At 68.1% G+C, this 12,847-nt stretch carries 10 protein-coding genes; 6 read left to right on the forward strand and 4 right to left on the reverse strand.

All coding sequences use genetic code 11. The annotated features are described in order from the left end of the window. Positions 1-87: 87 nt before the first annotated feature. Positions 88-1,485, reverse strand: coding sequence for a dihydrolipoyl dehydrogenase (gene lpdA / locus HCX50_RS05890; protein WP_091037369.1), 1,398 nt, complete (start codon positions 1,483-1,485; stop codon positions 88-90). 9 nt (positions 1,486-1,494) lie between these two features. Further along, entirely contained in the window at positions 1,495-2,145 is a 651-nt protein-coding gene (locus HCX50_RS05895) for a copper resistance protein CopC (RefSeq protein WP_167633320.1), read from the reverse strand. A 101-nt stretch (positions 2,146-2,246) separates the two neighbouring features. On the opposite strand from HCX50_RS05895, the gene HCX50_RS05900 reads away from it, so the two are divergent. The 3 genes from HCX50_RS05900 (at position 2,247) to HCX50_RS05910 (ending at position 4,064) form a co-directional block, all read left to right on the forward strand. Continuing rightward, entirely contained in the window at positions 2,247-2,732 is a 486-nt protein-coding gene (locus tag HCX50_RS05900; RefSeq protein WP_091037349.1) for an FHA domain-containing protein, read from the forward strand. Next, the gene (ftsR, locus tag HCX50_RS05905) at positions 2,732-3,418 is read left to right on the forward strand and encodes a transcriptional regulator FtsR (RefSeq protein WP_091037347.1); all 687 of its coding nucleotides are present in this window, start codon (positions 2,732-2,734) and stop codon (positions 3,416-3,418) included. Before HCX50_RS05900 ends, ftsR begins: the two co-directional genes overlap by 1 nt. Positions 3,419-3,518: 100 nt before the next feature. Then, entirely contained in the window at positions 3,519-4,064 is a 546-nt protein-coding gene (locus HCX50_RS05910; RefSeq protein ID WP_167633321.1) for a MerR family transcriptional regulator, read from the forward strand. 74 nt (positions 4,065-4,138) lie between these two features. Here HCX50_RS05910 and HCX50_RS05915 read toward each other — a convergent pair whose 3' ends face one another. Continuing rightward, positions 4,139-4,951, reverse strand: a complete 813-nt coding sequence (locus tag HCX50_RS05915; RefSeq protein WP_029261541.1) for a ParA family protein — start codon at positions 4,949-4,951, stop codon at positions 4,139-4,141. A 93-nt stretch (positions 4,952-5,044) separates the two neighbouring features. Here HCX50_RS05915 and HCX50_RS05920 point away from each other — a divergent pair, with 93 nt between their 5' ends. The 3 genes from HCX50_RS05920 to def all read left to right on the forward strand — a co-directional run bounded on the left by HCX50_RS05920 (position 5,045) and on the right by def (position 10,858). Continuing rightward, on the forward strand, positions 5,045-8,452 hold the full coding sequence (locus HCX50_RS05920) for a pyruvate carboxylase (protein ID WP_167633322.1): 3,408 nt from the start codon (positions 5,045-5,047) through the stop codon (positions 8,450-8,452). Positions 8,453-8,519: 67 nt separating this feature from the next. Further along, positions 8,520-10,367: a nucleotide-binding protein gene (locus HCX50_RS05925; protein WP_167633323.1), complete on the forward strand. Its 1,848-nt coding sequence runs from the start codon at positions 8,520-8,522 to the stop codon at positions 10,365-10,367. Beyond that, positions 10,367-10,858 carry a peptide deformylase gene (gene def / locus HCX50_RS05930; protein WP_091037337.1) on the forward strand — a complete coding sequence of 164 codons (492 nt, stop codon included), beginning with the start codon at positions 10,367-10,369 and terminating at the stop codon, positions 10,856-10,858. Before HCX50_RS05925 ends, def begins: the two co-directional genes overlap by 1 nt. Positions 10,859-10,911: 53 nt before the next feature. On the opposite strand, the gene HCX50_RS05935 is transcribed toward def, so the two are convergent. Further along, positions 10,912-12,744, reverse strand: a complete 1,833-nt coding sequence (locus tag HCX50_RS05935) for an AMP-binding protein (protein ID WP_167633324.1) — start codon at positions 12,742-12,744, stop codon at positions 10,912-10,914. Positions 12,745-12,847: the final 103 nt, after the last annotated feature.

Below are 12,847 nucleotides of genomic sequence, written 5' to 3' on the forward strand. Positions count from 1 at the left end.
TCTGACACACCGCCTCTGACGCACGGCCTCTGACGCACGAAGGCCCGGTCCGCGTTGCGCGCGGGACCGGGCCTTCGAGAAAGCGGATCAGAAGTTGATCATGTGGCCGGCGAGGCCGTGGAAGCCCTCCTGCAGCGCCTCCGACAGCGTCGGGTGCGTGTGCACGTTGCGGGCCAGCTCTAGAGCCGTGAGGTCCCACTTCTGGGCCAACGTCAGCTCGGGCAGCAGCTCGGAGACATCCGGGCCGATCATGTGGGCGCCGATGAGCTCGAGGTGCTCGGCGTCGGCGATCAGCTTGACGAAGCCGACCGGCTCGCCGAGGCCGTGCGCCTTGCCGTTGGCCATGAACGGGAAGGTCGAGACCTTGATCTCGCGCCCCTCGTCCTTGGCCTGCTGCTCGGTGAGACCGAACGACGCGACCTGCGGGGAGCAGAACGTCGCGCGCGGCATCATCCGGTAATCGCCGAGCGTCTGGGTCTCCGCGCCGCCGATCGTCTCGGCAGCGACGACGCCCTGAGCCTCGGCCACGTGGGCGAGCTGCAGCTTGGCGGTCACGTCGCCGATGGCGTAGATGCCCTCGACGTTGGTGCGCATGTGGTCGTCGATGTCGATCGCGCCGCGCTCGGTCAGCTTCACGCCGGTGGCCTCGAGGCCGAAGCCCTCGATGTTCGGGGCGAAACCGACCGACATGAGCACCTTGCCGGCCTCGATCGACGACTGCTGGCCGTCCTTGCCGGTGTAGGTGACCGTCACCGAGGAGCCGTTGTCGACGACCGACTCGACCTTGGTCGAGGTGAGGATGTCGACGCCGTAGTTCTTGTACTGCTTCGTGATCTCCTTCGACACGTCGGCGTCCTCGTTGGGGAGCGCACGGTCGAGGAACTCGATGATCGTGACCTTCACGCCGTAGTTCGTGAGGACGTAGGCGAACTCCATGCCGATCGCGCCGGCACCGACGATGACGATCGACTCGGGCAGCTCACGGGTCATGATCTGCTCTTCGTACGTCACGACGTTCTCGCTGAGCGTCACGCCGGGGAGGAGGCGGACCTTGGAGCCGGTGGCGATGATGACGTTGTCGAAGGTGACCTCTTCGACCTGACCATCGGCCTTGGCGACCGAGATCGCCTTCGGGCCGGTGAACGTGCCGCGACCGTTGTACTCGGTCACCTTGTTCTTCTTCATCAGGAAGTGGATGCCCTTGACGCGACCCTCGGCGACCTCACGGCTGCGATCGAACGCCTTGCCGAAGTCGATCGTGAACTCGCCGGAGATTCCGAAGAACTCGGCCTTGTGGTTCAGGGTGTGCGCGAGCTCCGCGTTCTTCAGGAGCGCCTTGGAGGGGATGCAGCCGACGTTGAGGCAGACACCACCCCAGTACTTCTCCTCGATGATGGCGGTGGACAGACCGAGCTGCGCGCTGCGAACCGCAGCGACGTATCCGCCAGGACCTGCACCAAGGATGACGACGTCGTAATGTGGCATGCCTTAAGCCTATCGCTCCGTGGGGGCGTCGGAACCGGTCGCGGAACCGCCGCGGCGACGGCTCAGGACGATCCATGTGACCACGCCGGCGACCACCAGGACGGCGACGATCGCGAGCACCCAGATCCACGGGGATCCGGCGTCGCCGTCACCGGAATCGGCCGGCGGCGTCGTGGTCGCCTCGGGCGCTGCGGTCTGCTCCGCCGTCGGTGCCGCGGTGGTGGGCGCAGCAGTGGGTTCCTCGGTCGGTGTCGCATCGTCGCCGACGGTCACGGTGAAGGAGTACTCGCCGGATGTGGGGTGGCCGTCGCTCGAGACGACCTTCCAGATGACGTGGTACTCGCCGGCCGGGCCCGAGCCCTGCAGCGGCTGGGTGACGATCGCGCCGTCGACCGTCGCTGCGCCGTCGGTGACCGAGGAGCCGTCGGGGCCGGTGACGACGACCTCGGTCGCGCCCTCGCCGTCGATGAGCTTGGCGCTGAAGGTGAGCGTCAGCTCCGACGGCACGGTCTCGACGGACTCGTCTGCGGCCGGAGACGACGACACGAGCGCGTCGTGCGCGGAGGCCGAGAGCGGAGAGAAGAGCACGAGGAACGCAGCGAGCAGGGTGGCGGCGAGGGCGATCGGGGTCGCCGGGCGCCGCAGGACATTGGTCTTCACGGTTCCACCCTATGAATACCCGGTATGTGATGGCTGAGTATGCAACCGGCCTCCCGCGAGCGCCTCGGCATCCGTTAGTCTGGAAAGCCAAGGAGGGCACTGTGACTGACAGCGACAGCCGACCGGCCGGAGAAGCCGCGATCCACCGTTCCGGTGAGCAGAGACACGACGTGACGCAGACGTTCGGGCACGATTCCGACCTGTCTTTCGTGCCGTTCGGAGTGGAACTCACCGACGTCGAGCAGAGTGCGATCAGCGCCCTGCCCGCAGGATCGGCGTTGCTGCTGGTCCGTTCCGGCGCTCTCGCCGGTGCCCGCTACCTCCTCGACACCGACGTGACCACGGTCGGCCGGCATCCGGAGGCCGACATCTTCTTCGACGACGTGACCGTGTCCCGTCGTCATGCAGAGATCACCCGCACCGGGTCGGCGTTCGAGATCATCGATCAGCGCTCGCTCAACGGAACGTACGTCAACGGGGAGCGCGTCGACCGCAGCCCGCTCGTCGACGGTTCGGAACTGCGTGTCGGCAAGTTCCGCCTGAATTTCTTCGCCTCCCCTCGCGATCGCGCGGCGGCGAACGACTGATGGCGGCTACTCCCGCCCGCGAACGTTCCGCGTCCGCGGGCTTGCTGAGCATCGGCCAGGTCCTCGCTCGGCTCACACCGGAGTTCCCCGACCTCACCTCCAGCAAACTGCGCTTCCTCGAGGTGCAGGGCATCGTCAGCCCCTCGCGCACCGAGTCCGGCTATCGCAAGTTCTCCACGGCGGACATCGAACGACTGCGTCTCGGCCTCACTCTGCAGCGCGACCACTATCTTCCGCTGAGCGTGATCCGCGAGCAGCTCGACGACGTCGATGCCGGCGGGGAGGCGACTCCGTTCGCTCCGCCGCCCTCGATCACGCCGGCGCCGCGCAGATACCGACGCGACGAGCTGCTGGCAGCAGCCGGCGCGGGCCCGCAGCTGCTCAACGACGCGATCAGCACCGGTGTCATCATCGCCCAGGAGAGTTACCAGGAGACGACGGTCACGCTGTTGCGCGGCCTCGTCGCCCTCGACCGCCACGGCATCGAGCCGCGGCACCTGCGCTCGCTGCGCCAGGGAGCAGATCGCGAGGTCGCGCTCATCGAATCGGCGATGTCCGCGCTGCTGCGTCGGACGGATGCTCCGTCCAGGGCCAAGGCCAGCGAGCTGGCGCCCGAACTGGCCGCGAAGATCGACGAGGTGCGCTCGCTCTTCGTCAAAGACGCGCTGTCGCGAGTGCTTTCGTAACGAACTGGTTGCGACACACCTTCGCGGTCCCGCGGATGTGATTGCCGGTGCCCAGGCACTGCTCTACCGTGGAAGATAACCGTTCCAGGGAGGATTTCAGATGAATGCGGATGAGCTCGCAGGAGACCCGCGGTTCGTACCCGAACTCCTCTTCACCGATGGTCTTCCGGCCATGGACGACGAGGTCGGCTACCGTGGCGCGGTCGCCGCTCGCGCCGCCGGCATCACCTACCGTCAGCTCGACTACTGGGCGCGCACCGAGCTGGTGGAACCCACCGTTCGCGGGGCGAACGGCTCCGGGTCGCAGCGTCTCTACGGCTTCCGCGACATCCTCGTCCTGAAGCTCGTGAAGAGCCTGCTCGACACGGGCATCTCGCTGCAGCAGATCCGTACGGCCGTCGAAGAGCTCCGACGCGCGGGCATCCGCGACCTCGCCGGTACGACACTCATGAGCGACGGTGCATCGGTCTACCTGTGCACGTCGAACGACGAGGTCATCGACCTCGTGAGCCGCGGCCAGGGCGTCTTCGGCATCGCCGTGGGCAAGGTCCTCCGCGAGGTGGAGTCGACGCTGGTCGCGTTCGACGCGACCACTCCGGATCCGGTCGACGAGCTCTCCGCCCGTCGGACCAAGCGCTCCGCCTAGATCGCGCCTCCGCGTCATACAGAAAACGGCCGTCCTCGATGAGGATGGCCGTTTTGCTGTGCACGTGGTGAGGGTCAGCTCTGCGGACCGCTCTCGGGGACGGCGATCCGACCGGTGCGGATGATCCTGTCGAGCAGCGAATCGAAGTCGGCCGCCAGTTCCTGGGCGGAATCACCGGGCCAGATGTGCAGCGGCTTGGCCGCACCCTGTGCCTGCTGCAGGGAGGTGCGCTCCGGCAGCTGCGGCGAGAGCACGAGGGGGCCGAACATGTCGCGCAGCTCTTTGATGCGGAACTGGTGCTCGATGGACTGCGGGCGCACGCGGTTCACGACGATGCCGAGCGGCTGCAGGCGGGGGGAGAGACCACGACGGATCTCCTCGATGGCGCGGAGGGCGCGATCGGCTGCGGCGACGGAGAAGAGGCCGGGCTCGGTGACGACCATGACGCGATCGCTCGCGGCCCAGGCGGTGCGGGTCAGGGCGTTCAGCGAGGGCGCGCAGTCCACGAGCACGAGGTCGTAGTCCGCCTCGACGGAGGCGAGCGCCTCCTCGAGCTTCCAGACGTCGCGCACGCTCGGGTGCGGTCCATCGAAGTTGATGGCGGAAGGGCTCCCGATCAGCACGTCGATGGTGCCGGGGTGGACCTTCGCCCAGCCGCTGGAGGTGATCGCCTGACGGACGACCTTCTCCTTCGGGTTCGCCAGGACGTCGGCGATGTTGAGTCGTCCGGCCACCTGGATGTCCATCCCGGTGGAGACGTCGGACTGCGGATCGAGGTCGACGACGAGAGTCCGGACTCCTCGAGCGAAAGCCGCGGAGGCCAGCCCGAGTGTCACGGTCGTCTTGCCGACGCCCCCCTTGAGAGAGCTGACGCTGAGTACGTGCACGGACACCACGTTACCTTCCCCTAGGCTGAGGGAACACTCAGCCCCGCCCCATGCGCATCGAAAACGCTGCGCATCGAGCTTTCAGAGGTGTGCATGTTCCAGAAGATCCTTGTGGCGAACCGCGGCGAGATCGCGATCCGCGCATTCCGTGCGGCAGTCGAAGTGGGGGCGCGCACCGTCGCGGTGTTCCCTCATGAGGACCGCGGCTCCGTGCATCGGCTCAAGGCCGATGAGGCTTACGAGATCGGCGAGCGCGGCCATCCGGTGCGCGCATACCTGAACGTCGACGAGATCATCCGCGTCGCTCTCGAGTCTGGGGCGGATGCGATCTACCCCGGATACGGCTTCCTCTCGGAGAATCCGGAGCTGGCAGAGAAGGCCGCAGCCAACGGCATCGTCTTCATCGGTCCGCCCTCCAACGTGTTGGAGATGGCGGGGAACAAGGTCGAGGCGAAGCGTCACGCGATCGAGGCGGGCGTGCCCGTCCTCCGTTCCACCGAGGCCTCCGACGACGTCGACGCTCTCGTCGCCCAGGCGGAGGACATCGGATTCCCGCTCTTCGCCAAGGCGGTCGCCGGCGGCGGCGGTCGCGGCATGCGCCGTGTCGAGACCTCCGGCGATCTCGCCCCCGCGCTGGCCGAGGCCATGCGCGAGGCAGCCAGCGCCTTCGGAGACGCCCGGATGTTCCTCGAACAGGCGGTCATGCGCCCGCGGCACATCGAGGTGCAGATCCTCGCCGACAAGACCGGCGAGACCGTGCACCTGTTCGAGCGCGACTGCTCGGTGCAGCGGCGTCACCAGAAGGTCGTCGAGATCGCTCCGGCTCCGAACCTCGACGACAGCGTCCGCACCGCGCTGCACGGGTACGCGGTCGCGTTCGCACGGTCCATCGGCTACGAGAACGCCGGCACGGTCGAGTTCCTGCTCGAGACGGCGGGGGAGCGCACGGGCGAGGTCGTCTTCATCGAGATGAACCCGCGCATCCAGGTGGAGCACACGGTCACCGAGGAGGTCACCGATGTCGACCTCGTGCAGAGCCAGATGCGCATCGCTTCCGGTCAGACCCTCGCCGACCTCGGCCTGCAGCAGGAGAACCTGCATCTGCGGGGCGCGGCGCTGCAGTGCCGGATCACGACGGAGGACCCGACGCAGGGCTTCCGTCCCGACACCGGAAAGATCACGACCTACCGCTCGCCCGGTGGCGCCGGCATCCGCCTCGACGGTGGAACTGTCCATCAGGGTGCGCAGATCAGCCCGCACTTCGACTCCATGCTGGCGAAGCTGACCTGCCGTGGTCGCGACTTCCCCGCAGCTGTCGCCCGCGCGCGTCGCGCACTGGCGGAGTTCCGCATCCGCGGCGTCTCCACCAACATCCCCTTCCTGCAGGCACTGCTGGAGGATGACGCGTTCATCGCGGGCGATGTGAGTACCTCGTTCATCGACGAGAGGCCCGAGCTGCTGCGTGGGCGGGTGTCGAAGGACCGCGGGACGAAGTACTTGAACTGGCTGGTCGACGTCACCGTCAACAAGCCGCACGGCGCCCACCCGGGAGTGATCGATCCCGCGTCGAAGCTGCCGACGGTCGATCTGACCACGGAACCGCCGGCCGGCTCTCGTCAGCGGCTTCTCGAACTCGGGCCGGAGGGCTTCGCGCGCAGCCTTCGCGAGCAGACCGCCTTGGCGATCACCGACACCACCTTCCGCGATGCGCACCAGTCCCTCCTGGCGACGCGGGTCCGCACGAAGGACCTCGTCGCGGCCGCTCCGTACCTGGCGCGGCTGACCCCTGGACTGCTGTCCGTCGAGGCCTGGGGCGGCGCGACCTACGACGTCGCCCTGCGTTTCCTCGGCGAGGACCCGTGGGAGCGCCTCGACAAGCTGCGTGCCGCGTTGCCGAACGTGGCGATCCAGATGCTCCTGCGTGGGCGCAACACGGTCGGCTACACGCCGTACCCGACGGCGGTCACCGAGGCATTCGTCGCGGAGGCGGCCGCCAGTGGCGTCGACATCTTCCGCATCTTCGACGCGCTCAACGATGTGGAGCAGATGCGTCCGGCCATCGAGGCCGTCCGCAAGACCGGCACGGCCGTCGCCGAGGTGGCGCTCTGCTACACCGGTGATCTGCTCGACCCCGCAGAAGACCTCTACACCCTCGACTACTACCTGCGCCTCGCCGACCAGATCGTCGAGGCGGGCGCGCACATCATCGCGATCAAGGACATGGCGGGTCTGCTGCGCCCGGCGGCCGCCGCGAAGCTCGTCGCCGCGCTGCGTGAGCGGTTCGACCTCCCGGTGCACCTGCACACGCACGACACTCCGGGCGGGCAGCTGGCCACGCTCCTCGCCGCCAGCGCCGTCGGCGTCGATGCGGTGGATGCCGCGGCGGCACCACTGTCCGGCACCACGAGCCAGCCGTCCCTGTCGTCGCTCGTCGCAGCTCTCGCGCATACCGAGCGGGACAGCGGGATCTCGCTCGACGGCGTGTCCGACCTCGAGCCGTACTGGGAAGCCGTGCGTCGGGCGTACGCTCCGTTCGAGTCCGGGCTTCCGGGACCGACGGGACGTGTCTACCACCACGAGATCCCCGGCGGTCAGCTGTCGAATCTGCGTCAGCAGGCGAAGGCGCTGGGTCTCGCGGACGACTTCGAACTCATCGAGGACATGTACGCCGCCGCCGACCGGATCCTCGGGCGCGTGCCCAAGGTGACTCCCTCCTCGAAGGTCGTGGGCGACCTGGCCCTTCACCTCGCAGCCGTGAAGGCGGATCCCGCCGACTTCGAGGCCAACCCGGAGAAGTACGACGTGCCGGATTCGGTCGTCGGCTTCATGGCGGGCGAGCTCGGCGACCTGCCCGGAGGGTGGCCGGAGCCTTTCCGGACGAAGGTCCTCGCCGGACGCTCGGTGCGGGTCGGCCTCACGGACATCACCGCGGAGGACGAGGCGGCACTCGCCGGTACCAGTGCCGAACGACGGACACGACTGAACACCCTGCTGTTCCCCGGACCGAGCGCGGAGTTCGCGGAGCGCCGCGAGCTGTTCGGCGATCTCTCGGTGCTCGACACCAGCGACTACCTCTACGGCTTGGTGGCGGGGCAGGAGCACATGATCGAGATCGATCGCGGTGTGCAGCTCTACGTCGGCATCGAGGCCATCGGTGAGGCGGACGACAAGGGCATGCGGACCGTGATGACGACGCTCAACGGACAGCTCCGCCCCGTGTTCGTGCGAGATCGCTCCATCGTCGTCGACGCGCACGAGGTCGAGAAGGCGGACACCTCTGTTCCCGGGCAGGTCGCGGCGCCGTTCTCCGGCGTCGTGACCCTGAAGGCCGAGGTCGGCGCGGCCGTCCGGGCCGGGGAGCCGGTCGCGTCGATCGAGGCGATGAAGATGGAAGCGGCCATCACCGCGCCCGTCGACGGCGTCATCGAGCGCCATGCGATCGCCGAGACGCAGCAGGTGGATGCCGGAGATCTTTTGGTCGTGATCCGCCCCGCGCACTAACCTTGTGCGGGCGAGGCCTGCGCACCGTGTGCGCAACCCGAGGCCCGCACAGGCTGGGAGCGACATCGTGACACCGAAGAACATCACCGACCCCGAGGAGAGCCCGCTGGGGGTGCTCGATGAGGCCGCGTCGCTCGACACGGCCGGTATCGGCATCCTCGGCGGGACCGCACAGGTCAGTGTGACGCTGCCCAAGGACGAGGACGACGACCTCACCGACGACGGGGTCGTCGAGGGAGAGGTCGTCGGCGACCTCGTGATCGACCCGCCCGTTGCCGTGCAGTCCGAGGTGGAGCCGGCGTCCACGGCGAAGCCGTTGGCATCGGGAGCGCCCGCCGCGGAGGTGACCGCTGCTCGGACCGAGCGTCCGGACGCCGCGAAGAAGCCGAAGAAGCAGAAGGCAGCGGCGAAGACCCCGACTCTGACCCCGGTCCCGGCTCCGAAGAAGGTCGAAGATCTCGGGCGTCCCGCGAGGGCGGCCGACGAGACCGCGGTAGAGGAGCCTGGGGTCGACGAGGCTGAGCTCGAGCCCGAGCCCGAGCCCGAGGCCGAGGTCGTCGAGCCGTCGGTCGTCCATGCCGCCGCGATCGACGAGACCCCGGTGGCTTCGCCTCCGCTCGTCCATCCGCGCTCCGAGAACATCATCGATGCCGTGGTCGTCGATGAGCCCGACACCACCGCGCTCGTGGATACGCCGGACGACGACGGCGAGCAGTCCCAAGAGGCGGCGACGGCGGAGCGCTTCCTCGCGAGAGCGAAGGCCGACGTCGCACCGGCGCCTGCCGCATCCGCGCCCGCGGCATCCGCGCCCGCGGCATCCGTGCCCGCGCGAGCATCCGTCGAGAAGGAGAACAGGTCCGTGTCCACTCCCGATGAGAAGAAGTCCGTCGCATCCCAGCCGGTCCGGCCCGCTCCGCGAGTTGACGTCACGCTCACATCCAAACGCCTGGACGACCTGGGCGACGCCTCGAGGGAATCCGCCGACCTTCTGACCGCGGACCGGCTGCTCGACCCGCACCGGCTCGCGAAGCCCGAACCGGAAGGCGCATGGAGCCACTTCCTCTATGCCGTCTCGGGGCGTCGCATCAACATCGGAGACGGACGTCGTGCACGCGAGCGCAAGGCCCTGTCGGCGAGGATCGCCGCTCCGCTCGCCGGCGGAGCGCGGTTCGTTCCCGTGCTGTCGCGCAAGGGGGGAGTCGGCAAGACGACGATCACCGCGCTGCTCGGCATGGCTCTGGCCGACGCGCGCGAGGATCGTGTGATCGCTGTCGACGCCAACCCCGATCGGGGCACGCTCGCTGAGCGCATCGTGCGTCCGCACCACAGCAAGTCCGTGCGCGACCTCGTCCGCATCCACGACGACGTCAAGGGATACCACGACATCTCGGCCATCGTCGCCAGAGACGCGACACGACTCGACGTGCTCGCCTCCGACTCCGACCCGCGTATCGCCGAGGCCTTCAGCGACAGCGACTACCGCGATGTCGCCGGTGTCGCCGCACACTATTACTCTCTGGTCCTGACGGACACGGGAACCGGCATCGTCCACTCCGTGATGTCGGCGACCCTCGATCTCGCGGATCAGATCGTCATCGTCTCGGGGCTCAGCGTCGACGAGGCCCGGCTGGCCTCCGAGACGCTCACCTGGCTCGAGACCAACGGCTATGCGGAGCAGGCGCGCGACGCGATCGTGGTTCTCAACCAGTCGACGCCGGGAACCCCGCTGGTGCGGCTGAACGAACTGCAGGCGCACTTCGCCACCCGTGCCCGCAGCGTCGTCCGCGTCCCCTACGACCCGCAGATCGCCGGCGGAGGCACGATCGTGTTCGCGAACCTGCTCCCGGAGACCCGGATCGCGGCCCGTGAGTTGGCAGCACTCCTGGTCGAGGGCCTGCGGGCGAAGGCTGCCTGATGGCGGTACGTGAGATCCGCATCTTCGGCGACCCGGTTCTGCGCAGCGTCTGCGCGCCGATAGACGAGATCGACGACGGTGTGCGGGCCCTCGTGGCCGACCTCGTCGACACCGTCGAGCTCCCCGGACGTGCAGGCGTCGCCGCGCCGCAGATCGGTGTCGCGCTCCGCGCCTTCAGCTACAACATCGACGGCGACATCGGATACGTTCTCAACCCCGTCCTCACCGAGGTTCGTGGTGAGCCCCAGCCGACGGGGGAGGGATGCCTCTCGGTTCCCGGACTCTGGCATGATGCCCAGCGCTACCCGTGGGCCCGCGTCGAGGGCATCGACCTCGACGGCGAGCCGGTGGTGCTCGAGGGTGAGGGTCTACTCGCCCAGGCGCTGCAGCACGAGACCGATCACCTCGATGGCAAGCTGTTCCTGACCCGGCTCGACCCGGAGACCCGCAAGCTCGCCATGCGAGAGGTCCGCGAGAGCGCCTGGTTCTGAACGCACGAAGAAGGGCCCCGCGCGAGCGGGGCCCTTCTTCGTGCGTCGGAGTGTCAGCCGCCGATTGCCACGTTCGTCGTGGCGACGGGCTCGTCGTAGATCGCGATGATCTCGTCGGCGAAGTCGTTCATGATGACGTTGCGCTTGATCGAGAGCTTCGGCGTCAGGTGGCCGGAAGCCTCCGTCCACTCCGAGTCGAGGATCGTGAACTTCCGGATCGACTCTGCACGCGAGACGTGGGCGTTCGCGATGTCCACCGCTCGCTGCACCTCGGCGCGGACAGCGGCGTTCTTCGACGCGTCCTCGAGCGACATCTTCGCCTCGAGACCGTTGTTCGCGAGCCAGGTCGGGAGCATCTCGGGGTCGAGGGTGATGAGCGCCGAGATGAACGGACGCTGGTCGCCCACCACGACGACCTGACCGATGATCGGGTTGGCGCGGATCGGGTCCTCGAGCGCGGCGGGAGCGACGTTCTTGCCGCCGGCCGTGACGATGATCTCCTTCTTGCGTCCGGTGATCGTGAGGAAGCCCTCGGAGTCGAAGCTGCCGATGTCGCCGGTGTGGAACCAGCCGCCCTCGCTGAAGGCCTCCGCCGTCGCCTCGGGGTTGTTCCAGTACTCCTTGAACACGTTGATGCCGCGCACTTCGATCTCGCCGTCGTCGGCGAGGCGCACGCCCACACCCGGGAGCGCAGGGCCGACGGTGCCGATCTTCGACTTGTCCGCCAGGTTCACCGTCGCGGGTGCCGTCGTCTCGGTCAGACCGTATCCCTCGAGGATGACCACGCCGAGGCTGTGGAAGAAGTGGCCGAGGCGCGAGCCCAGGGGAGCGGAGCCCGAGACGGCGTACACGACGTTGCCGCCCATCGCCTCGCGGAGCTTGCTGTAGACGAGCTTGTTGAAGAGGGCGAACTTGAGCTTCATCCCGAACGGGATCTTCTTGCCGGCCTCCAGCAGCTTCGAGTGCTCGATGGCGACGTCGGCCGCGGCGCGGAAGATCTTGCCCTTGCCTCCGGCCTCGGCCTTCTGTTCGGCGGAGTTGTAAACCTTCTCGAACACGCGGGGCACGGCGAGGAGGAAGGTCGGCTTGAACGACCCGAGCGCGGGCAGGAGCTGGCGCGTATCCGGCTGGTGACCGGTGCGCACCCCGGCGTGGATGTCGAGGATCGAGATGAAGCGCGCGAACACGTGCGCCGTGGTGATGAAGAGCAGCGTGGAAGCGCCGGGGGTCTGTACGACGGCATCGAGCGCCTTGGCCGAGTTGCGGGACAGCTCGACGAAGTTGCTGTGCGTGAGCACGCACCCCTTCGGCCGCCCGGTCGAGCCGGAGGTATAGATGAGTGTCGCGATGTCGGAACCGACGGCGAGGGTGCGGCGTCGGTCGATCTCTGCATCGGTCACCGAGGCGCCCTGGGCGGTCAGGGTGTCGATGGCCCCGAGGTGCAGCTGCCAGACCTCGCGGAGCAGCGGCAGGTCCCCGCGCACCTCATCGACGCGGGCGAAGTGCTCGGAGGTCTCCACGATCAGAGCGATCGCACCGGAGTCTTCGAGGATCCACTGGATCTGCGACGGTGAGCTGGTCTCGTAGATCGGCACCATCACCGCGCCGGCGTAGAAGAGCGCGAAATCCACGAGCGTCCACTCGTACGTCGTGCGTGCGAGGAAGCCGACCTTCTCGCCGGGCTGGATGCCGGCCGCGGCGAAGCCCTTCGCCAGAGCGACGACGGCCGTCTGGAAGTCGGCTGCGGAGATGTCGCGCCAGCCGTCGCCGTCGGGCACGGAGAAGAGCGCACGATCCGGAGTGGCTTCGACGCGCTTCACCAGCAGGTCGGCGACGTTCGCGTCGGGATCGGCGGGGACGATCGCGGGGACTTCAAACTGGACCACGGCAGCTCCTTCGGTACCGGTCGGGCACGGGTGTCCTTCGAGTGTAGGGCATGGAATCGAGTCGCGCCCGAGGTGAGACTCAGTCGCTCCTGCGGCGGAGAAG

The sequence above is a fragment of the Microbacterium sp. B19(2022) genome (assembly GCF_012030385.1).
In the GTDB taxonomy this organism is placed as follows: domain Bacteria; phylum Actinomycetota; class Actinomycetes; order Actinomycetales; family Microbacteriaceae; genus Microbacterium; species Microbacterium oxydans_B.